Genomic DNA, 19949 nt, shown 5'->3' on the forward strand with positions numbered 1-19949 from the left:
TGTGACGTGAGTCACGGTCGGTGGCGGTCATCCTGCGATCAGCGGGAGTGATCCGATACCCCCACGTGGAGAGGTAAGCGGCTACGAAACGGACACGGCGGACTCCCGGAGAGCCGCGAAGACCTCGGGGGAAGTCGTGTGTTCGCCGAGGCGGACCGGCTTGCGGTCACCGTGGAAGTCACTCGACCCCGTCGCGAGCAATCCCAGGTCGGCGGCCACTTCGCGCAGCCGGTCGCGGACCTGGAGTGGCTGCTCCGGGTGGTCGGCTTCGATCCCGGAGAGCCCGGCTGAAGCGAGCGCGGCCAGCTGTGTGTCGGAGACTGCAGCGCGCCGCTTGACCGAACGCGGATGGGCCAGCACCGCGACACCCCCGGCCGCGCGGACCAGCGCGATCGCATCCACAGTGGACAGCACGTGCTTGGGGACGTCGGCGCGGCCGCCATCGGCGATCCAGTCGGACGTGAAGGCGTCGGTGATGCCCACCGCGGCCAGCGCCGCGGCGATGTGCGGCCGGCCCAGCGGTGCGCCCGCGGCGATCGCCTCGACCTGCGCCAGGGTGATCGGCGCGCCGAGTTCCCGGCAGCGCTGCACCATCCGCACTCCGCGCCGGACGCGGTCGGTGCGGATCAGCTCCAGCTCGGCGGCCAGCGGCGCGAACAGCGGGTCGACGAACAGGCCGAGCAGGTGCACCTCGTCGGCGTCGTCGAGGCGGCAGGAGATCTCGACGCCGGGGACGATCTCGACCTCGGCGGAGGCCGCGGAAGCGGCGGCCAGGCCCGCGAAGGTGTCGTGGTCGGTGAGGGCGAGCACCGTCAGCCCGGCTTCGGCGGCCAGCTGAGGCAGCGAAGCGGGCGGCGTCGTCCCGTCGGAGGCCGTGCTGTGCGCGTGCAGGTCGATCGTCACCCGGGGGAGGATCTCACAGCAGCCCGGCCTCGCTGGCCTTGCCGATGGCCTCGACGCGGTTGCGCGCGCCCAGCTTGTGCAGGGCCGACTGCAGGTACGTCTTCACCGTGTTCCGCGCCAGGCCCGTCGACTCCGCGATCTCCGGGTTCGTCTGGCCCTGGGCGGCCAGCCGCAGCACCTCGTACTCGCGGCGGGTCAGGCCGCTGCGGGCCAGCGCGTCCGAGCGCTGCCCGGCGTCCGGGAGGATCCGCGGGTCGACGACGCGCTCGCCGCGCAACACCCGGCGCAACTCGGTCACCAGCTGGGCACCGGCGGCGTCCTTGAGCAGGCAGCCGTGCGCGCCCGACTCCAGCGCGGCCAGCACGCCCTGGTGGTCGCCGTGGGCGGTGAACACCACGATCTTGCCCTCGGGGTGCACCCGCCGCAGCTCGGTGACGACCTCGGGCGCGAGCATGTCCGGCAGCCGCAGGTCGAGCAGGATCAGGTCGGGGGTCAGCGACGCCACCCGCTCGATCGCCAGCCGCCCGGACTCCGCCGAGCCGATCACGCTCAGGCACGGGTCCGAGCGCAGCAGCAGCGTGACGCCGTCGCGGACCACCGGGTGGTCGTCGACGACGAAGACGGTCGCGTGGGTCACGGCCGCACCAGCGGCACCCACGCGCGCAGGGTGCAGCCGTCGTCGTCGTCCCGGACCAGGCTGACCCGGCCGCCGAGCCGCGCGGCACGCCCGGTCAGCGTGCGCAGGCCCATGCCCGTGCCGGGGACGGCGTCGGTGCCCGTGCCGTCGTCCGCGACGACCACCTGGACGCCGTCGTCGCTGGGCAGCAGGCTGACGATCACCGAGGACGCCCGTGCGTGCTTTTCGACGTTGAGCAGGCCCTCGCGGACCGCGGCCACCAGCAGCGCGGTGCGTTCGGCGTCCAGCGGCGGCACCGCCGCGAGCTGCACGAACCGGGCCGGGACGCCGCAGCGCGCCTGGAACGAGCGGCAGTGCTCGGCCAGCTCGACCGGCAGCGCCCGCTCCGGGCTGCACTCCGACAGCGCCAGCAGCGACTCCCGCAACGCGCCCGCCGCCGCCGAGACGTCGCCTTCCAGCCGCCGCAGCCGCGCCTCCAGGCCGGGGTTACCGTGCAGGTCCTCGTGCAGGTCGCGCACCTGGACGCCGATGGAGAACAGCAGCGCGCCGACCGAGTCGTGCAGCGCGCTCTGCATCCGCAGGCGCTCGCCGGCCACCGCGGCCGTGCGGTCGGTCTCGGCCACCTTCGCCAGGTGCAGCGCCGCACCGGCCTGGCAGGCGACCTCCTCCATCCGCCGGACGGCGTCGTCGCCGAAGTCGGCGGGCTCGCGCATGGCGGCGTAGGCGATGGCGACGGTCTCGCCACGCGCGACGATCGGGAGGGCGATCATCGCGGCCAGGCCCTCGCCGCGGACCTGGGCGTCGAACTGGTGGGTGATCGCCGGCGAGCTGACGTAGTCGGTGACCCGCACCGGCCGGCCCAGCGCCAGCACCCGCCCGCCGATGCCCTGGCCGGCGGGCACTTCGAGGTCCTGCAGCGCGTCGGTGCGGTTGCCGGACATCCAGCGGATCACGGCCAGGCCCGGCTCGGTCAGCTCGCCGACGAACGCGGCCTTCGCGCCGACCGTCTCCCGGATCAGGCGCGCGGTTCCGTGCAGCGCGGCGACCCGGTCGAGCGTGCCGAGCAGCTTTTCGCGCTCGCGCAGCAGCTCGCCCAGCACCGCGCTGTACTCGGCAACGTGCTCCTTTGCCGTCACTCGATCACGATGGCACACCGGGTGTGGTTCCGGACATACCCGGCTGGAGAGGTACGGCGGCGTCCGGGCGGCTTGAATGGGGGTGTGGAGATCCTCACCGACGCCGCCACGCTCGCGCTGTACACGACCGACGCGTCCAACTACCGCCACGTGCCGCGCGGCGTGGTGCTGCCGCGGACCGTCGACGACGTCGTCGCGGCGGTCGCTTCCGCGCGCGATCGTGATCTGCCGGTGATCGCCCGGGGCGGTGGCACGAGCGTCGCCGGGAACGCGTGCGGCCCGGGGCTGGTCATCGACACCTCGCGCCACCTCGGCGGGGTGCTCTCGCTGGATCCGGACGCCCGGCTCGCGCGGGTGCTGCCCGGCACGGTGCTGGACGACCTGCAGGCGGTCGCGGCCCCGCACGGGCTGCGGTTCGGGCCGGACCCGTCGACGCACAGCCGCTGCACGATCGGTGGGATGATCGGCAACAACGCGTGCGGCTCGCACTCGGTGGCGTGGGGGCGCACGGTCGACGTCGTCCGCTCGCTGGAGGTCCTGCTCTACGACGGCACCCGGCTGCGGGTGGGGCCGGACGAGCCCGCCGAAGGCCGGATCTTCGACGAGCTGCGCGCGCTGGTGCGGGACAACCTTTCGGTGCTGCGCAAGGAACTCTCGACGTGGCCGCGTCGCGTGTCGGGCTACGGGCTCGAACACCTGTTGCCGGAGAACGGCTTCGACGTCGCCAAGGCGCTGGTCGGGTCGGAGGGCACCTGCGTGACGATCCTGGAGGCGACGGTTTCGCTCGCCCGGCTCCCGGACCGCAAGGTGCTCGCCGTGCTGGGCTTCCCGTCCGACATCGCCGCGGCCGACGCGGTGCCGTCGATCCTGCCGTGGTCGCCGCTGACCGTCGAAGGCGTGGACGCCGAGCTGGTCGCGATGCTCCCCGGGCGAGCCGGTGACCTGCCGCCGGGCGGCGCGTGGCTGTTCGTCGAGCTGGCCGGCGACGACCCGGCCTCGCGGGCCCGGGCGCTGGCGGCGTCGCTGGAGCTCACCGGCTTCGCGATCGTCGACGACCCGGCCGCGCAACGCGGACTGTGGCGCATCCGCGAGGAGGGCGCCGGGCTCGCGACCCGGCTCGCGGACGGCTCGGAAGCCTGGCCGGGCTGGGAGGACGCCGCCGTCCCGCCCGAGCGGCTCGGCGCGTACCTGCGCGAGTTCAAGGAGCTCATGCGCGCGCACGGGCGCCGCAGCGTCGTCTACGGCCACTACGGCGAAGGCTGCCTGCACCTGCGGCTGGACTTCGATCTGCTGTCCACGTCCGGCGTGGCGGACTTCCGGCGGTTCCTGGAGGAGGCCGCGGACCTCGTCGCCGCGCACGGCGGTTCATTGTCCGGCGAGCACGGCGACGGCCAGGCGCGCTCCGAGCTGCTGTCCCGCATGTACAGCCCGGAGATGCTGGACGTCTTCGCGCGGTTCAAGGCGATCTTCGACCCGGCGGGCCGGATGAACCCCGGCATCCTGGTCGCGCCGCGGCCGGTCGACGCGGACCTGCGCGTGCGGTCGACGTCGAAGTCCGTTGAGGACAGTGTCTTCCTCGGATACCCGGAGGACCGCGGGAATTTCGGCCAGGCGATGCGGCGCTGCGTCGGGGTCGGGAAGTGCCGCAACACCAGCGGCGGCGGCGTGATGTGCCCGAGCTACCGGGCCACCCGCGAGGAACGGCATTCGACGCGCGGGCGCGCGCACCTGCTGGCGGAGATGATCAACGGCGAGGTCGTCACCGATGGCTGGCGCTCCACCGAGGTCCGCGACGCCCTCGATCTGTGCCTGTCCTGCAAGGGGTGCCTGTCGGACTGCCCGGTCGACGTCGACATGGCGACGTACAAGGCCGAGTTCCTGCACCAGCACTACCGGCGGCGGCTGCGTCCGGCGTCGCACTACTCGATGGGCTGGCTGCCGCTGTGGTTGCGGCTCAGCGCTTTCGCTCCCCGCCTGGCCAATCTGATGGGCCGGTCTCGGGTGGCGGGCTTGGTGAAACGGCTCGGCGGGATCGCGCCGGAACGTGACCTGCCGTCGTTTGCTTCTTCCCCGTTCACTTCATCGCGCGCGGACCTTCGGCGGAAGGCCTCGGGGGAGCGCCGGGTGGTGCTGTGGCCGGACTCGTTCAACAACTACCTGACGCCTTCGGTGCTCGACGCGGCCCATGAGGTGCTCTCCGCGGCGGGTTACGACGTCGTGCTGCCGGACCGCGGAGTCTGTTGTGGACTGACGTGGGTGTCGACGGGCCAGCTCGGCGTGGCGCGTCGCGTCCTGGACCGGACGCTTTCCGTGCTGGCCCCGTATCTGGAGGACGGCTACGAGGTCGCGGGCCTGGAACCGAGCTGCACGGCGCTGTTCCGCGGCGACCTGCCCGCGCTGATGCCGGGCGACGAGCGTGCTTCGCTGCTGGCTTCCCGGACGTTCACGTTCGCCGAGCTGCTGGAGCGGGCGCCGATCCCGTTCGCCGCCCTCGACGTCGACGCGATCACGCAGGTGCACTGCCACCAGCACGCGGTGCTGGGCTTCGGCGCCGACGAGGCCGCGCTGGCGGCCGCGGGCGTCCGCAACACGACGCTCGACTCCGGATGTTGCGGCCTGGCGGGCAACTTCGGCTTCGAGCGCGGCCACTACGACGTCTCGAAGGCGGTGGCCGAGGACCGGATGCTGCCCGCGATCCGCGCGGCCGCCCCGGAGACGCTGGTGGTGTCGGACGGCTTCAGCTGCCGGACGCAGATCGCCCAGGAGTCCGGGCGACAGCCGGTGCACCTCGCGGAACTGCTGCGCCGCGCCTTGCCTTGACAGGTCTGCCGCAGCTGTCGTGAGTGGTAATTAGGGTTCTAACCCTAATTACCACTCACGACCGGCCGCGGCAGACCTTGCTACTCGGCGCGCTCCAGCAGCGTCCGGACGGCGGTGAGGACGAGCCGGACGATGTCGTCGGGGTCGGCACCGGCCAGGGGCTGCTTGCCGGTGAGTTCACGGACCACCCCGATGCCCATCAGCCAGGCCAGCGCGAGGTCGGCGCGCAGCTCGGCGTCCGGGGCGTCGGTCAGTGTGGCCAGGATCCGGGCGTACTCCTGGCCGACTTCCTCGCGAAGCACGGCCCCGACGTCGCCGCTGCCCGAGGAGCGCAGGTACGTCTCCAGCGTCCGGTTCCGGTCGCCTCCCGGCGCGAGCAAGCTGCGCAGCGACGCGCTGAGCAGCTGCTCCGGCGGGTGGGCTTCGAGGTGCTCGCGCCCGCTGCGGGCGATGACCTCTTCGAACAGCGCTTCCTTGCTGCCGAAGTACCGGAAGAGCAGCGCCTGGTTGACCCCGGCCAGGTCGGCGATGTCCCGCACGGTCGTCCGGTCGAACCCGCGCTCGGCGAACAGCTTCGCGCCGGCGTCGAGCAACGCCTGGCGCGTCGCGGCCGCGTCCCGCTTCCGGCCCGGCTGTTCGGTCACCGGTGAAGGTTAACCGCCTGCCCGGGCCGGAGCGCGGCGGCTTACCCGCCGGACAGGCGGATCGCGGCGGCCGGACAGGTCAGTTCCGCCTGCCGGACCGCGTCCTCTTGCTCGGCGGGCGGCTCGGCGGTGAGCAGGACGACCGTGCCGTCGTCCTCGTTCTGGTCGAACGTCTCCGGCGCCAGCAGCACGCACTGGCCGGACGAGACGCAGCTTCCCGTGTCGACGGTGATCTTCATCGGGTCACCACTCCACCGGAACGCGCTCGACGCCGCCGGCCACGCGGTTGGTGCGCACCGGGATCTCGTCGAGCCCGACGGCGAGCCGCAGGCCGGGGAAGCGGCGGAACAGCTTGGGGAACACCGTCCGCAACTCGGTCCGGGCGAGGTTCGCGCCGATGCAGACGTGCGCGCCGGTGCCGAAGGCGAGGTGCACGTTCGGCGTCCGGTCCGGGTCGAACCCGTCCGGGTCGGCGAACACCGAGGCGTCCCGGTTGGCCGCGTCGCTGGAGATCAGCACGGCGTCGCCGCGCATGATCCGCGTCCCGGCGATCTCGACGTCCGCGTGCGCGTACCGCAGGAGGCCGGTGCCGCTGGTGGCGGTCAGCCGCAGGATCTCCTCGACGGTCTGGTTCACCTCGCCCTCCGGGTCGGCGGCGAAGCGGTCGCGGCGGGCGGTGTCGGTGAGCAGGAACAGCGTGCCCATCGCAATGCGCGTCGACGTCGTCTCGTGGCCGGCGAACAGCAGGCCCGTCGCCATCCGGGCGAGGTCGTCGTCGCTGAAGGTCGGGTCGTCCGCCTGCACCGCGACCATGTCGGAGATGACGTCGGGCTGCGGGTCCGTGCGCTTGGCGTCGGCCAGTGCGGTCATGTAGGCCTTGAACTCCGTCATCGCCGCCTGGGCGTCCTCACCGCCGTCCATCACCGCGATCCGCTCGGACAGCCCGCGGAAGTGTTCCCGGTCGGCGTAGGGCACGCCGAGCAGTTCGCAGATCACCAGCACCGGCAGGGGGAACGCGAGGAAGTCGGTGAGGTCGACCGGCTCGCCGGGATTCGCGTCGCGTGCGGCCTGCAGCTCGTCGAGGCAGCGGTCGGTCAGCTCCGCGATGCGGTCGCCGAGGGCGCGCATGCGCGGCGCGGAGAACGCGGGCGCCAGCATCCGGCGCATCCGCTTGTGCTCGCGCTCCTCGGTTTCGAAGTCACCGCTCGGGCCGTCCTGCAGCGCGGCGTAGGAGATCCGCGACGCTTGTTCCGGCGCCGGGTGCGAGCGGCCGAAGCGGCGGTCGCGGAAGACCTCCTTGGCCTCCTCGTACGACGTCACCAGCCAGGCCGGATCGCCGGCCGGGGTGAGCACCCGGGTCACCGGCGCCTCCCGGCGGAGGGCCGCGTAATCCGGGGCGATGGCGAGCGCGTCCGCGCGGGTGAAGGGGAGGCGGGGCGTCTCTTCGGTGGTGGTCATGCGTTTTCCCTCGGATCGGTGGTGAGGCCGGCGAGCCAGCGGAGTTCGGCGTCGAACTTCCCGAGCACGTGGCGCAGGGCGGCGCGGCTCCACGGATCGGCCTGCCCGGCGGCGAGCCCGGTGAGCCGGCCTCGCTCGGCGAGCAGCGCGTTCTTGCGGACTTCGAGGACGCGTGCTCGTTCTTCCGGTTGTAGCCAGGCGAAGTTCCCGACGCGGGCCAGGAACTCCGGCTCGTTGAGGGCCAGCTCGCCCGGGAAGTCCGCGAGCATGTCGTGCAGCAGCTCCCGCCCGACCTCGGTGATCGTGTAGACGTGCCGCGGCGGTTTGGCCTCCTGCTCCTCGGCGCTGCGGCTCACCGCGCCCGCGTCGACGAAGCGCCGCAGGGTCGGGTAGAGCGAGTTGTTGGACAAGGTGTGGCCCGTCGATGCCTCCACCGCCTTGCGGAGTTCGTAGCCGTGCATCGGCTCGACGGCCAGCTTCGACAGCAGCAGGATTTCGATCCACACCTAGGTCACCGTAACCTAGACTTCGGTGACTGGGCAATGGCGGATCGTGACAGGTGGAGAGAAACTGTGTAGCGTTGTAAGCAGATGCTTACAACCGGAGCACGGGGGTTCCCAGATGACCGCCACCCACATCGAACCGCTTGCGTACCCCTTCAACGAGGAGGCCGGGCTCGACCTGAACGAGGCGTACGCCGCCGCGCGGGACGCCGACGGCATGGTCCGGGTGAAGATGACCTACGGCGAGCCGGCGTGGCTGGCCACCCGCTACGCCGATGCCCGGCTGGTGCTGGGCGACCGCCGGTTCTCCCGGGCGATGGAGAAGGAAAAGGACGCCCCGCGCCGCTCGCCGGTGATGCGCGACGGCGGCATCCTGCAGATGGACCCGCCCGACCACACGCGGCTGCGGACGCTGGTCGCGAAGGCGTTCACCATGCGCCGCGTCGAGCTGCTGCGGCCGCGCGTCGCCTCACTCGCGGCCGGCCTGATCGCGGACCTGAAGGAGGCCGGCGCGCCCGCCGACCTCGTCGACGCCTACGCGTTGCCGATCCCGGTCGCGGTGATCTGCGAGCTGCTCGGCGTCCCGGTCGCCGACCGGCCGAAGTTCCGCGTGTGGAGCGACGCGGCGCTGTCCACGAGCGGGCTGACGCCGGAGGAGTTCGAGCGCAACCAGGAAGACCTGCGCGACTACATGCGCGGGCTGATCGCCGAACACCGCGCGCGGCCGCAGGACGACCTGATGACGGCGCTGATCGAGGCCCGCGACGTCCGCGACCGGCTGACCGAGCTGGAGCTGGTCGACCTGTGCGTCGGCATCCTCGTCGCCGGGCACGAGACGACCGCGAGCCAGATCCCGAACTTCGTCTACGCACTGCTGGACCAGCGCGCGCAGTGGGAGCGGCTGTGCGCCGACCCGGACCTGGTCCCGGCGGCGGTCGAGGAGCTGCTGCGGTTCGTGCCGCTCGGCGCCGGCGCGGGATTCGCCCGCTACGCCACGGAGGACGTGCAGGTCGGCGGCGTGCTCGTCCGGGCGGGTGAGCCGGTGCTGGTGGCGATCGGCGCGGCCAACCGCGACGGGCTCCAGTTCGGCGACGCGGAGAAGCTGAGCTTCGACCGCCCGGAGAACCACCACCTGGGCTTCGGCCACGGCGTCCACCACTGCCTGGGCGCGCCCCTGGCCCGGCTGGAGCTGCAGGAGGCACTGCGCGCGTTGGTCACCGAGCTGCCGGGGCTGCACCTCGCCGGCGATATCGTGTGGAAGACGCAGATGCTCGTCCGCGGACCGCGGTCGATGCCGATCGGATGGTGATGATGAGCTGGGACGTGAAGGTCGACGAACACACCTGCATCGGATCGGGGATGTGCGCGGCCCTGATGCCGGAGGTGTTCGCCCTCGACGGCGCGGTGGCCCACCCGGTGACGCCCGTGGTGGAGGCCGACGAGACGGTCCTGGACGTGGCGGACTCCTGCCCGGCCATGGCGATCACGGTGACCGACGGTGGCCGGGAGATCGGGCCGCGTCCCTAGGGTGTTGTCAGGGCTCGAACCGGCCGTGTTCGGTGACCACGGCCGTGACGAGTGCGAACGGGGTGACGTCGAAGGCGGGGTTGAAGACGCCCGCGTCCGGCGGGGTGATCGGTACCCCGGCGTAGGCGGTGAGCTCTCCGGCGTCGCGTTCCTCGATGGCGATCCGCGTGCCGTCCGCGAGCCTCGTGTCTACTGTGGACGAAGGGGCGACCACGACGAACGGCACGCCGTGGTGTTTCGCGGCGATGGCGAGGCCGTAGGTGCCGATCTTGTTGGCGACGTCGCCGTTGGCGGCGATCCGGTCGGCGCCGACGAGCACGCAGTCGACCATGCCGCGCGCCATCGCGGCGGCGGCCGCGCTGTCGGGCTGGACGCGGTAGGGGACGTTCGCCTGTGCGAGCTCCCACGCCGTCAGCCGGGCGCCCTGCAGCAGCGGGCGCGTCTCGTCGACGAGGACTTCTTCGACGAGCCCGCGTTCGTGCAGATGCCAGACGACGCCGAGCGCGCTGCCCCAGCCGACGGTCGCCAGCCGGCCGGCGTTGCAGTGGCTGAGCAGCCGCAGCGGGCGGCGCGGGCACTCCTCCAGCACGATCTCGGCGGCGTGCGCCGAGGCGGCCTTGTTGAGTCGTTCGTCCTCGTCGAGCAGGGCCAGCGCCTCGGCGAGGACGGCGTCGGGGCCGTCTGCCAGCTTCGCGAGCGCGCGCTCGACGCCCCAGGCGAGGTTGACGGCGGTCGGCCGCGCGTGCGCGATGAGCTCGGCGTCCGTCCGGACATCGCTGTTCTGACGGGCGGACAGCGCAACGCCGAGCGCCCCGGCGGCCCCGAGCGCAGGCGCACCCCGGACGGCGAGCCGCTTGACGGCGTCGACCAGTTCGCCGACGGTCCGCAGCTCGAGGAGCCGGTACTCGCCGGGCAGCGCGGTCTGGTCGATGACGACGATCGCGCCGTCCGCCCAGTCGATGGTCCTGTGCACGTGCCCTCCCTGGGATTTCCGCTTGCCCGGCCGGTGAGGATGGGGCCGTGACCATTGAACGGCAGAACCCACCCGGGCTGCACACGCCACCGGGCTACCACCACGTGACGACGACCTCGCCCGGCCGCACGGTGTACCTGGCCGGCCAGTGCCCCCTGACCGCGGACGGCTCGCTGGCCGGCGACGACATCCTCGCCCAGACGGACCAGGTCGTCGCCAACACGGCGGCGGCCTTGGAGTTCGCGGGAGCCACGCCATCCGACGTGGTCCGCACGGTGATCTACGTCGTGACGACCGACCGCGCGGAGCTGTCCGCGGTCTGGGACCGGCTGACGGCCTCACCGCTCGGCCCGGCATTCACCTCGGCAAGCACGTTGCTGGGCGTGGCCCAGCTCGGCTTTCCCGGCCAGCGGGTCGAGCTGGACGTCACGGCCGCCCTCGCCTGACCCGAGATGCCCGCCCAATCACGCATGATGCCCCGTCAATCACGCGAGTCACGTCTCTGCCATTGGAAGGCGGGATTGGGCGGGCATCTCGGGGTCGGGCGACCACTTTCGTCGGGGCTCCGGGAGGCAGGCCGGGTTGGGCGGGGTCAGAGGTTGGCCATGAGGTCGGTTTCGGTGATTCCCGGGCCCTCTCCCCAGCGGATGAACCACTCCGTGCCGAACGCGAACGTGAAGGCTTCGTCCGGCATGGCCAACATGAACATGTCCTCGCTGATCTGGCTGGGGTGCGCCCGCATCGCCGCGCGCTTGACCGCCGCGTACTTCGACACGTCCACCGCCGCCGTGATCTCGGCCTCCGGCTTGCCGAACTCCACGTTCTCCGGGGGCTTCGGCGCCGCCTCCGGGGGCATCAGACCCTGCTCGACCGCCGCTTCGAAGCCGCGTTGCATGAACTCGCGGTTGAACGTCGCCTGGAAGACGCGAGACGTGCCGGCCAGCTCGGCCGCGCGGAGACCGACGCGGTGGACCTGGATGTGGTCCGGGTGGCCGTAGTCGCCGTTGTCGTCGTACACCGTCAGGACGTCGGCCGACTCCTCGCGCAGGATCGCCGCGAGCTGCTCGGCCGCCTTTTCGACGTCGGCGCGCCAGAAGCACGCCGGGTCGTCGTTCGTCGGCTCGCCCATCATCCCCGAGTCGCGGTAGCCGAGGAACTCGACGCGCTCGACGCCGAGGATCTCCGCCGCCGCGTACGACTCCTGGACACGGCGGTCCGCCAGTTTCTCGCCCTCGGCGAGGAATCCGTCGGGGACCTCGCCCACCTCGCCCTTGGTGGCGACGACGAGCACGACCCGGTGCCCGTCTTCGACGGCTTTGCGCATGACGCCAGCGGTGCGGAGGCACTCGTCGTCCGGGTGCGCGTGGAAAGTGACCAGTGTTGCCATGTCCGCGACGGTACCGGCAACCACCGACAAAAACCGCCCGCGAGGATGCGCTCCCGCCCGCTAAGGTCCGCGACCGTGACCGAGAAGACCACGTTGCTGACGTTCCTGCGGGCCCAGCGCGCGAGCGTCCTGGCCATCCTCGACGGCCTCGACGAGAAAGCCCTCGCGACGGCGGTCCTCCCGTCCGGCTGGACCCCGCTGGGCATGGTGGCACACCTCGGGGACGCGGAGCGGCACTGGTTCCAGGAGATCGTCACCGGCACGGCGGACCCCGCCGATCCCACGCCCGGGACCCCGGAAGCCGTCTTCGCCTACTACCGCGAACAGTGCCGCCGGTCCGACGAAATCGTCGCCGCGACGCCGTTGTCGGCGCCGCCGCGGGGCCGGCACCCTGGCCCGTTCGGGGCCGAAATCACCGATCTGCGCGGAGTCGTGCTGCACGTCATCGAAGAGACGGCACGGCACGCCGGCCACCTGGACGTGGCCCGGGAACTGCTCGACGGCTGCACCGGGCTGGGCCCGCGCTAAGTGGTCGGTTTCGGAAGTCCGGCGAGACCCCGAAGGATCTCCGAAACCGACCACTAAGCCTGTTCCTTCGAACACCACCAGGTCGACCGGCCGCCGACCGTTCCGTGGCTCATCTCCGCGCCGCAGCGCGGGCAGTGGTCGCCGGCCCGGCGGTGGCCGATGATCTCGCCGGTGTGCACGCCGCCGTGGCGGATCGCCGCGCGCAGCGCCTTCCGCAGTGCCTTGTGCAGGTTCGCGAGGTCGTCGGCGGCCAGCTCGTGCACCGGCCGCGCCGGGGACAACGCCGCCTGCCACAGGGTTTCGTCGGCCAGCAGGTTGCCGATCCCGGCCACCACCGACTGGTCCAGCAGCCGCGCCTTCAGCGGTGCCCGTCCCCGGCCGACGCGCTCGCCGAATTCGCGGCGCGAAATCTCCCCGGCGTCCGGGCCGAGCGCGTCGAGATCGGGGTCGAGCCGCACCCGGCTGAGCCGCCGCGTGTCGAACAGGCTCAGTTGTTCGCCGTGGGCGAAAGTGATCCCGAACCGGAACCACTCGGGTTTCTCGGCACGGTCGCGAAACCGTCCGGGCGGCCCGCTTTCCCCGCCGAACCGCAGCTGCCCGGCCATCCCGAGGTGCAGGCCGAGGTGCGGGCCGGGCCGCCCGTCGGCGCCTTCCGTTTCGCACCACAGGGTCTTGCCCCGCCGGTGCGCTTCGGTGAGCCGGCCGCCCCGCAACGCCGTCGCGATGTCCCCGGGCGCGTGCGGGCGGCAGACCCAGTCGTCGTGGTCGTCGACCGAGCGGATCTTCCGGCCGAGCGCACCGGCGAGGACCTGCCGGGCGAGTTCCACTTCGGGGAGTTCGGGCACCCGGAAAGTCTGCCGGAACCCGGTCAGCGACGCCGCGCGAACAGCAGCGCGGGTAGGATCGCCACGGCGGTGAGGGCGAACGTCAGCGGGTACCGCGGCTGATCCTGGGGTTCGGCGACACCCCGGACCACGCGATCGGCCCCGGCATCGCCGCCGTCGCCGATCTCCTGCGCGGCTGATCAGGACAGGCTCGCCGACGCGGCGGTCTCCCAGGCGAACCCGTCCGGGTCGGTGAACGCGGCGGCCGCGCCGGCGACCGCGATCCGGTGCGAGCCGCTGCCCTCGGGGGCGACACCGGCGTCCTTCGCGAGCGCCTTGCGGCGGTACAGCGCCAGCTTGACGGGGCTCTCGCCGGCGTCGAACTCGACGTACATCTTGCCGAAGCTCTTGCCGACGGTCATGCCGTGGTCGACGTAGAACTTCTTGCTGGCGGCCACATCGGCGGCGCCCAGCAGGAGAACGATGGCGTCGATCGTGCGGGTGGCCGGGCCGGTGTTCTTCTTGGCCGACGTCGCGAGCTTCCAGATCGTCCCGTCCGGCGCCCGGACGGTGCCGCCGTAGCCCCACATGGACTTGGTGGCCGGCTTGATGGTCGTGGCTCCGGCCTCGAGCGCGGTCTCGATCAGGGAGTCGACGTCCGCGGGCTGCGGCACGGTCAGGGAGAGGGTGAACCCGCGGAAGCCGTCGCTCGGCGCGTCCGAGACCCGGAACCGCAGCTGGGTGGTGAGTCCGAAAGCGTCGGCGTAGAAGCGCTCGGCGGCGGCGGTGTCGGCAACTTCGAGGGTGATGGTTTCGATGTTCGTCATGCCGGTAACGCTAGGTCCGGGCCGCTGACCGGCGCTTCTCGATTCCTGACCGGTCTGTGGGCCGCTTCGGAAAAAGGAGTGGGCGGGGTGTGTGGCCGTCTGATAGCTTTCTGCCGTCCGTGACCCGGCCCGAGGAGGTGAGACCCGTGAACGCTGCAACGTTGTGGGTGCTCCCCCTCGTCGTCACGGGCGGGCCGGCCTAGCTGTCGCCGGGAGCACCTGGAACAGGGACTCCCGAAAGGCGACACACATGAACCATCTGCATGAACGGCCGGACGTGGCCGGCCGCGGGGAAGTGTCCCGGCGACCGGACGGCCGCCTCTTCCTCAGCATCGACACGTGGACCGACGCCGACTTCGCGCTGCTCGCGGCGGACATGCTGCCCGCACTGCCGAGGCCCCTCCACACGGTGGTCGACGAAGCCGACACCGAGCTCCGGTCCCGCTGGGAATCCGTCGGGTTCACCACGCGGCGCCGTGAGCGGGAGTACGTGCTCCCCACGGCACCGGGACCGGTTCCCGGGCCGGCGGGGGTGACGATCGGGCCGCCGTCCGACGAGCGGGCGCTGCGCTCGCTCGAGGACGTGGTCCGCGCCGAAGTTTCGGCGACGGTGGGCTGGCAGGAGATGCCGGCGGAGATCCTGCCCCTTCCGCAGGTTTTGGACGTCACCAAGTACACGGTGGCCGCGGCCGACGACGGCTACGTCGGCTTGCTCAGGCTGGCGGCGGTGCCGCGGCAGCCGCGGATCGGCCTGCTCGCGGTCCGCGCGGACCGGCAGCGTGCCGGCGTCGGCCGCGCGTTGCTGACCCACGTACTGGATGCGTTGCACCACAAGGGAGTCCCGGCGGCCACGGCCGAAGTGAACGAAGCGAACCCGGCGGCGGTCGCGTTGTTCGAGAGCGCCGGAGCCCGCCGGGTGGGCGGCAACGTCGAGCTGGTGCTGCGCTGATGGCGGACACGGCCGGCATCGAAGTCGAGGGCACCGTCGTCGAGTGCCTGCGGAACGCGACGTTCCGGGTGGAGCTGGAGAACGGGCACAAGGTGCTCGCGCACATCAGCGGGAAGATCCGGAAGAACTTCATCAAGATCCTGCCGTTCGACCGGGTCCTGGTGGAGCTGAGCCCCTATGACCTGAACCGCGGCCGGATCCTGTTCCGGTACCGCACGTAGTGCTCGGCCGTCGCCGGGTCTCCGGGCCTGGCGACGGCCTCCCGGAATCACCAGGAGGAGCTTCTTGACCGTGGAGACGAACCCGGCCGTCGACGCCGCACTGGCGCGGCGGCTGGTCGACACGCAGTTCCCGCGCTGGGCCGGGCTGCCGCTGATCCGGTACGCCCCGGCCGGCTCGGATCACGTGATCTTCCGGCTGGGCGCGGAGCTGTCGGTTCGGCTTCCCCGCCACGCCGGCGCGATCGAGCAGGCGGAGAAGGAAGCCGAGTGGCTGCCGCGGCTGGCCCCGCACCTGCCGCTGGCCATCCCCGTCCCGGTGGCGATCGGCGATCCGGACTTCGGCTATCCGTGGCCGTGGGCGGTGTCGCGCTGGCTGGACGGCGAGGTGGCGACGGTCGAAGCGCTGTCGGGCTCGCACGACGCCGCCGTCGAGCTGGCCGGGTTCCTGACCGCGCTCCACCGGTTCGACGGCGAGACCGCGGATGTCGCAGGCCGGCCGCTGGCCACCCGGGACACCGCGACCCGAGCCTCGATCGAGCAGGCCGGCGCCGCGTTCGGCGTCGCGGCGCTGACCGGCCTGTGGGACAGCGCCCTCGCGGCTCCCGCGTGGGCCGGGCCACCGGTCTGGTGCCACGGCGATTTCCACACGGGCAACCTGCTGACGGCCGGCGGCCGGCTTAGCGCGGTCATCGACTTCGGCGGGCTCGGCATCGGCGACCCGGCGTGCGACCTGATGATCGCCTTCACGCTCCTGTCGGCCAAGACTCGGGCGACGTTCCGCACCGCCCTCGGCGTGGACGAGGCCACCTGGACGCGCGGCCGCGGCTGGGCCCTGGCCACCGGCCTGAACGCCTACGTGACGTACGCGGCCGCCGACCCGCGCGTCGCGGCGCAGACGACCCGCCAGATCACCGAGGCCCTCGCCGGGTGAGGGTCAGTACTCCTTCTTGATGACGAAGTAGGAGCCGCGGATGGTGCCGGCCAGCTTCGACTTCTGGCGGGCGAACTTGAAGGAGGCCAGTTCTTCGGGAATCGCCATCCCGTCGGAGAGCTTGAACCCGACCGCCCGCTTCCCGCCGTCGTCCACGGTGTACAGGACGTTGACCGAGAGGCCGCTCTCGTAGAAGACGTACGTCCACCGGACGTTCCCGACCTGGAAGGCGGTCGCCTCGAGCGGACGCGAGGAGATGACGATGCCGCGCTCTTCCTCGAGAATGCGGTGCACCAGGTCGACGGCAGGCTGGGCTTCGCTCGCGGGTTCGACGGTGAAGACGTGGTCGTACTTGTTCTTGAAGTACCGCGCCTCGTTGGCCCGCAGCCCGGCCAGCGCGTCCGCGACCGGCGACGACTCCAGGCCGGCCGTCGAGACGGTGTCGAAGTCCACGGTGTGGGGCATGGCGATCCTCCGCGTGTGTGTCCCGGCCGGACCCAGCGTAGGCCCTCGGGCCGGTTACGGCGCCCGGACGGGTCGTGCAGGGCAGTGGCACTCTGGTCCGTGGCTGCGGCCGCGGTCCGCGACGGCTCGGCGTCCACCAACCGCAGGAGAGGATTTCGCATGCAGTATCTGGTCTCCGTCATCGACGACAAGGTCGATCCCGGCCGCACGGACCGGCAGCCGGCCATCAGCGAGTTCAACGATCGGGTGATCGCCGAGGGTTACTGGGTCTTCGCGGGCGGCCTCGCGGACGCCGACACGGCCACGGTCGTCGACAACCGGGGTGAGCAGGCCGTGCTCACCGACGGGCCGTTCGTGGAGTCGAAGGAGTTCCTCGCCGGCTTCTGGGTGTGGGACGTCCCCGATCTGGACGTGGCGCTGAAGCTCGCCGCCGAGGCGTCGAAGGTCTGCGACCGGAAGATCGAAGTGCGGCCGTTCCGGTGATCGACGTGCGGGAAGCGGTCACCCGGGTCCACCGCGAGGAGTGGGCCCGGGTGGTGGCCGCGCTGACCCGGCGGTTCGGCGACCTCGACGTCGCCGAGGAAGCGGCCGCCGAGGCGTTCGCGACCGCCGTCGAGCGGTGGCCGGGCGGCGGCGTGCCGCCGAACCCCGGCGCCTGGCTGACCACCACCGCCGTCCGCAAGGCCATCGACCGGATCCGGCGCGAAACCAAGCGCGACGACAAGCACAAGGAGGCTCGGATGGTGTACGACGACTCCCCGTCCGAGCCGGCCGGCGTCATCGACGACGATCGGCTGCGGCTGGTCTTCACCTGCTGCCACCCGGCGCTGGCGACGCAGGCCCGGGTGGCACTGACGCTGCGCATGGTCGGCGGCCTGACCGTGCCCGAGATCGCCCGCGCCTTCCTGGTCCGGGAGTCCACTTTGGAGCAGCGGATCACCCGCGCGAAGGCCAAGATCAAGGCGGCGCGCATCCCGTACCGCGTGCCGTCCGCCGAGGATCTGCCGGCCCGCGTGGCCGGTGTGCTCACCGTCCTCTTCCTCGTCTTCAACGAGGGCTACCTGGCGACCGGCCCCGGCACCGACCCGATCCGATCCGACCTGACCACCGAGGCGATCCGGCTCACCCGCCTGATCCACGCCCTCCTCCCGGACGACGGCGAGGTGACCGGGCTGCTGGCGCTGATGCTGCTGATCGAGGCCCGCCGCCCGGCCCGGGTTTCGGCGGGCGAGCTGGTCGCGCTCGACGAGCAGGACCGCGGAGCCTGGGACGCGGCGCTGATCGCCGAGGGCCACCGGCTGGTGCGCGAGCGCCTCGCCGCCGGGGTGGCGCCGGGCCGTTACCAGATCCTCGCGGCGATCAACGCCGTGCACACGTCCGCCCGCGACATCCGCGACACTGACTGGTCGCAGGTCGTCGCCCTCTACGACCAGCTGGTCCGCGTCGACGCCTCGCCGGTCGTCGTCCTCAACCGGGCGATCGCGGTCGCCGAGCTCGACGGTCCGGAGGTGGCCCTGGCGGCCGTCGACCGGCTCGACGACCAGCTGGCCGGCTACCACGCCTACCACGTGACCCGCGCCGATCTGCTGCGGCGGCTCTCCCGCGGCGAGGAGGCCCGGGCGGCGTATGGCAAGGCCATCGAGCTGGCCGGCAACACCGCCGAGATCGCGTACCTGACGCGCCGCCGGGACCAGCTGGGGTAGCCGAGGTCCACAGTGGACGGAATGGCCCGGCGCTCTTCGGCTATTCGTGTGGAAGGCCCGCGCGGCAGGGCAAATCGCGCGGCGCTTGGACTACTGTCCGCGGCAAGGGTGGCCGGTATCGGACGACGCCGGTCGAGGAGGGGAGACTTCATGCTGCGCAATTTCCGAAGATCACTGGCGGCGCTGGTCGTGTTCTCCGGCGCACTGACGGGCACCGCGGAGGCCGCCCCGGCCGGGCCGGTCGACCTCGGTACCTTGCCCGGCGACGACGACAGCATGGTCCTGGCGGTCAACGAGGCGGGGGTGATGGTCGGGCTGTCGTCGGCGGGCTCCAACCCCAGGCGCGACCTCCCGGTCCGCTGGGACGCCGACGGCCTGATCACGGCGCTGCCGACGCCCGGCGGCAGCGCGGGACAGGTGCGGGACATCAACGCGAGCGGGGTGTCCGCCGGTTACGTGCTGACCGCCACCGACGCCGTGCCGGCGCGCTGGGACGCCCAGGGCCAGGCGACCACGCTGCAGGTCCCGGCCGGTTTCCACAACGCCACCGCGTTCGCGATCAGCGACACCGGCGTCGTCGTCGGCAACTGGCTGACACCGGGCAACGAGTACCACGCCTTCCGCTGGGATCCGGACGGCCAGGCCACCGACCTGGGCACGCTCCCCGGCGAGACGTGGAGCATGGCCGAGGACATCTCCGCCGACGGCCGTATCATCGTGGGTGGTGGCCAGCGCGCCGGCGCGAACCACGCCGTGCGCTGGGTCGACGGCGGGCCGATCACCGAGCTGGTGCCGCAGAGCCCGAGCAGCGGGGCCCACGTAGTCAACGCGGGCGGGGTCGCCGCCGGAACGCTGTGGGAAACCACGAGCGGGCCCGTCGTCCCGGCGACCTGGGACGCCGGCGGCACGATCCACCGCCTCGATTGGCCCAGCCCCCATTCGGTCTGGCTCTCCTGGATCGGCTCCACCGGCTACGTGGTGGGGTACGGCTACCTCACCCCGCCGGCCCGGTCGGCGGTGCGGTGGGCCCCCGACGGCACCGTCTCCGCCCTGCCTGACGACGGCTTCGGCGCCGACGTCCAGGGCGTCGACGCGGAGGGCACCGCGGTGGGAACGTTCCGGAGCCGGGCGACCGTCTGGTACCGGAACGGGCCGCGCACGCAACTCGGCCTGCTGCCCGGCGGTACCCGCAGCGAGGCGTACCGGATCACCGACAGCGGCCGGGTGGCCGGCCGCGCCACCACCGCGGCCGGGAAGAACCACGCGGTGCTCTGGATCCTCCGCTAGTCCTGCAGGGCGAGATCTTTGTTCGGTGCGGCCGAAGATGGCCGGCCAGGACAATCCTGGACGCCGGTCTGCCGGTCTGCCGCAGCTGGTCGTGAGTGGTAATTCGGGTTCTAACCCGAATTACCACTCACGACCAGCTGCGGCAGACCGGCAGGCCGGCGTCCAGGATTGTCCTGGCAGGCTGTCTTCGGCCGCACCGAACAAAGATCTCGCCCTGCAGTACTAG

At 72.1% G+C, this 19949-nt stretch carries 23 protein-coding genes; 11 read left to right on the plus strand and 12 right to left on the minus strand.

The window, feature by feature from the left end:
* Positions 1–81: 81 nt before the first annotated feature.
* The 3 genes from ACLJQF_RS33475 to ACLJQF_RS33485 are packed head-to-tail and all read right to left on the minus strand — an operon-like array spanning position 82 to position 2676.
* Positions 82–903 carry a PHP domain-containing protein gene (locus tag ACLJQF_RS33475; protein ID WP_410614340.1) on the minus strand — a complete coding sequence of 274 codons (822 nt, stop codon included), beginning with the start codon at positions 901–903 and terminating at the stop codon, positions 82–84.
* Between the two features lie 13 nt (positions 904–916).
* Positions 917–1540, minus strand: coding sequence for a response regulator (locus ACLJQF_RS33480; protein WP_410614341.1), 624 nt, complete (start codon positions 1538–1540; stop codon positions 917–919).
* On the minus strand, positions 1537–2676 hold the full coding sequence (locus ACLJQF_RS33485) for a GAF domain-containing protein (RefSeq protein ID WP_410614342.1): 1140 nt from the start codon (positions 2674–2676) through the stop codon (positions 1537–1539). Before ACLJQF_RS33485 ends, ACLJQF_RS33480 begins: the two co-directional genes overlap by 4 nt.
* A gap of 84 nt (positions 2677–2760) precedes the next feature.
* Between ACLJQF_RS33485 and ACLJQF_RS33490 the strand changes: the two genes are divergently transcribed.
* On the plus strand, positions 2761–5496 hold the full coding sequence (locus ACLJQF_RS33490; RefSeq protein ID WP_410614343.1) for an FAD-binding and (Fe-S)-binding domain-containing protein: 2736 nt from the start codon (positions 2761–2763) through the stop codon (positions 5494–5496).
* An 80-nt stretch (positions 5497–5576) separates the two neighbouring features.
* On the opposite strand, the gene ACLJQF_RS33495 is transcribed toward ACLJQF_RS33490, so the two are convergent.
* From ACLJQF_RS33495 to ACLJQF_RS33510, 4 genes are read right to left on the minus strand one after another with little or no spacing between them, the layout of a single operon-like run.
* Positions 5577–6140 (minus strand): TetR family transcriptional regulator, encoded by a 564-nt coding sequence (locus ACLJQF_RS33495; RefSeq protein ID WP_410614344.1) that lies wholly within the window; start codon positions 6138–6140, stop codon positions 5577–5579.
* A gap of 41 nt (positions 6141–6181) precedes the next feature.
* A complete protein-coding gene (locus ACLJQF_RS33500) occupies positions 6182–6379 on the minus strand; it encodes a ferredoxin (RefSeq protein ID WP_410614345.1) in 198 nt (65 codons plus the stop codon).
* Positions 6380–6383: 4 nt separating this feature from the next.
* Entirely contained in the window at positions 6384–7598 is a 1215-nt protein-coding gene (locus ACLJQF_RS33505) for a cytochrome P450 (protein ID WP_410614346.1), read from the minus strand.
* On the minus strand, positions 7595–8104 hold the full coding sequence (locus tag ACLJQF_RS33510) for a PadR family transcriptional regulator (protein WP_410614347.1): 510 nt from the start codon (positions 8102–8104) through the stop codon (positions 7595–7597). Before ACLJQF_RS33510 ends, ACLJQF_RS33505 begins: the two co-directional genes overlap by 4 nt.
* 115 nt (positions 8105–8219) lie before the next feature.
* On the opposite strand from ACLJQF_RS33510, the gene ACLJQF_RS33515 reads away from it, so the two are divergent.
* Together ACLJQF_RS33515 and ACLJQF_RS33520 are read left to right on the plus strand one after the other, a co-directional pair.
* Positions 8220–9410 carry a cytochrome P450 gene (locus ACLJQF_RS33515; RefSeq protein WP_410614348.1) on the plus strand — a complete coding sequence of 397 codons (1191 nt, stop codon included), beginning with the start codon at positions 8220–8222 and terminating at the stop codon, positions 9408–9410.
* A complete protein-coding gene (locus ACLJQF_RS33520) occupies positions 9404–9628 on the plus strand; it encodes a ferredoxin (RefSeq protein WP_410614349.1) in 225 nt (74 codons plus the stop codon). The genes ACLJQF_RS33515 and ACLJQF_RS33520 overlap by 7 nt, the downstream gene beginning before the upstream one ends.
* Positions 9629–9635: 7 nt before the next feature.
* On the opposite strand, the gene mtnA is transcribed toward ACLJQF_RS33520, so the two are convergent.
* Entirely contained in the window at positions 9636–10601 is a 966-nt protein-coding gene (mtnA, locus tag ACLJQF_RS33525) for an S-methyl-5-thioribose-1-phosphate isomerase (RefSeq protein WP_410614350.1), read from the minus strand.
* A 47-nt stretch (positions 10602–10648) separates the two neighbouring features.
* Here mtnA and ACLJQF_RS33530 point away from each other — a divergent pair, with 47 nt between their 5' ends.
* Positions 10649–11047: a RidA family protein gene (locus tag ACLJQF_RS33530; RefSeq protein ID WP_410614351.1), complete on the plus strand. Its 399-nt coding sequence runs from the start codon at positions 10649–10651 to the stop codon at positions 11045–11047.
* A gap of 146 nt (positions 11048–11193) precedes the next feature.
* On the opposite strand, the gene ACLJQF_RS33535 is transcribed toward ACLJQF_RS33530, so the two are convergent.
* On the minus strand, positions 11194–11988 hold the full coding sequence (locus ACLJQF_RS33535; protein ID WP_410614352.1) for a PIG-L family deacetylase: 795 nt from the start codon (positions 11986–11988) through the stop codon (positions 11194–11196).
* A 75-nt stretch (positions 11989–12063) separates the two neighbouring features.
* On the opposite strand from ACLJQF_RS33535, the gene ACLJQF_RS33540 reads away from it, so the two are divergent.
* Positions 12064–12516: a DinB family protein gene (locus ACLJQF_RS33540; protein ID WP_410614353.1), complete on the plus strand. Its 453-nt coding sequence runs from the start codon at positions 12064–12066 to the stop codon at positions 12514–12516.
* 53 nt (positions 12517–12569) lie between these two features.
* Here the strand turns inward: ACLJQF_RS33540 and ACLJQF_RS33545 are convergent, their stop codons facing one another.
* Both ACLJQF_RS33545 and ACLJQF_RS33550 read right to left on the minus strand, forming a co-directional pair.
* Positions 12570–13361 (minus strand): Fpg/Nei family DNA glycosylase, encoded by a 792-nt coding sequence (locus ACLJQF_RS33545; RefSeq protein ID WP_410614354.1) that lies wholly within the window; start codon positions 13359–13361, stop codon positions 12570–12572.
* A 179-nt stretch (positions 13362–13540) separates the two neighbouring features.
* A complete protein-coding gene (locus ACLJQF_RS33550; protein WP_410614355.1) occupies positions 13541–14167 on the minus strand; it encodes a glyoxalase in 627 nt (208 codons plus the stop codon).
* Positions 14168–14417: 250 nt separating this feature from the next.
* Here ACLJQF_RS33550 and ACLJQF_RS33555 point away from each other — a divergent pair, with 250 nt between their 5' ends.
* From ACLJQF_RS33555 to ACLJQF_RS33565, 3 genes are all read left to right on the plus strand, one after another.
* A complete protein-coding gene (locus ACLJQF_RS33555) occupies positions 14418–15116 on the plus strand; it encodes a GNAT family N-acetyltransferase (protein WP_410614356.1) in 699 nt (232 codons plus the stop codon).
* Entirely contained in the window at positions 15116–15337 is a 222-nt protein-coding gene (gene infA, locus ACLJQF_RS33560; protein ID WP_191313706.1) for a translation initiation factor IF-1, read from the plus strand. The genes ACLJQF_RS33555 and infA overlap by 1 nt, the downstream gene beginning before the upstream one ends.
* Before the next feature lie 70 nt (positions 15338–15407).
* A complete protein-coding gene (locus ACLJQF_RS33565; RefSeq protein WP_410614367.1) occupies positions 15408–16268 on the plus strand; it encodes an aminoglycoside phosphotransferase family protein in 861 nt (286 codons plus the stop codon).
* A 3-nt stretch (positions 16269–16271) separates the two neighbouring features.
* Here ACLJQF_RS33565 and ACLJQF_RS33570 read toward each other — a convergent pair whose 3' ends face one another.
* The gene (locus ACLJQF_RS33570; protein WP_410614357.1) at positions 16272–16733 is read right to left on the minus strand and encodes a phage tail protein; all 462 of its coding nucleotides are present in this window, start codon (positions 16731–16733) and stop codon (positions 16272–16274) included.
* Between the two features lie 159 nt (positions 16734–16892).
* On the opposite strand from ACLJQF_RS33570, the gene ACLJQF_RS33575 reads away from it, so the two are divergent.
* The 3 genes from ACLJQF_RS33575 to ACLJQF_RS33585 all read left to right on the plus strand — a co-directional run bounded on the left by ACLJQF_RS33575 (position 16893) and on the right by ACLJQF_RS33585 (position 19723).
* Positions 16893–17216: a YciI family protein gene (locus ACLJQF_RS33575; protein ID WP_410614358.1), complete on the plus strand. Its 324-nt coding sequence runs from the start codon at positions 16893–16895 to the stop codon at positions 17214–17216.
* Positions 17213–18436 (plus strand): RNA polymerase sigma factor, encoded by a 1224-nt coding sequence (locus ACLJQF_RS33580; protein WP_410614359.1) that lies wholly within the window; start codon positions 17213–17215, stop codon positions 18434–18436. Before ACLJQF_RS33575 ends, ACLJQF_RS33580 begins: the two co-directional genes overlap by 4 nt.
* Before the next feature lie 150 nt (positions 18437–18586).
* The gene (locus ACLJQF_RS33585; RefSeq protein WP_410614360.1) at positions 18587–19723 is read left to right on the plus strand and encodes an HAF repeat-containing protein; all 1137 of its coding nucleotides are present in this window, start codon (positions 18587–18589) and stop codon (positions 19721–19723) included.
* The last annotated feature ends 226 nt before the right edge of the window (positions 19724–19949 follow it).

It is taken from the genome of Amycolatopsis sp. lyj-109 (assembly GCF_046548995.1).
Lineage (GTDB): Bacteria > Actinomycetota > Actinomycetes > Mycobacteriales > Pseudonocardiaceae > Amycolatopsis.

Coding starts and splice junctions, on each gene's coding strand:
- ACLJQF_RS33500 (WP_410614345.1), bottom strand. CDS start 6,379: ATGAAGATCACCGTCGACACGGGAAGCTGCGTCTCGTCCGGCCAGTGC.
- ACLJQF_RS33505 (WP_410614346.1), bottom strand. CDS start 7,598: ATGACCACCACCGAAGAGACGCCCCGCCTCCCCTTCACCCGCGCGGAC.
- ACLJQF_RS33515 (WP_410614348.1), top strand. CDS start 8,220: ATGACCGCCACCCACATCGAACCGCTTGCGTACCCCTTCAACGAGGAG.
- ACLJQF_RS33520 (WP_410614349.1), top strand. CDS start 9,404: ATGGTGATGATGAGCTGGGACGTGAAGGTCGACGAACACACCTGCATC.
- ACLJQF_RS33535 (WP_410614352.1), bottom strand. CDS start 11,988: ATGGCAACACTGGTCACTTTCCACGCGCACCCGGACGACGAGTGCCTC.
- ACLJQF_RS33550 (WP_410614355.1), bottom strand. CDS start 14,167: ATGACGAACATCGAAACCATCACCCTCGAAGTTGCCGACACCGCCGCC.
- ACLJQF_RS33555 (WP_410614356.1), top strand. CDS start 14,418: ATGAACCATCTGCATGAACGGCCGGACGTGGCCGGCCGCGGGGAAGTG.
- infA (WP_191313706.1), top strand. CDS start 15,116: ATGGCGGACACGGCCGGCATCGAAGTCGAGGGCACCGTCGTCGAGTGC.
- ACLJQF_RS33570 (WP_410614357.1), bottom strand. CDS start 16,733: ATGCCCCACACCGTGGACTTCGACACCGTCTCGACGGCCGGCCTGGAG.
- ACLJQF_RS33575 (WP_410614358.1), top strand. CDS start 16,893: ATGCAGTATCTGGTCTCCGTCATCGACGACAAGGTCGATCCCGGCCGC.
- ACLJQF_RS33585 (WP_410614360.1), top strand. CDS start 18,587: ATGCTGCGCAATTTCCGAAGATCACTGGCGGCGCTGGTCGTGTTCTCC.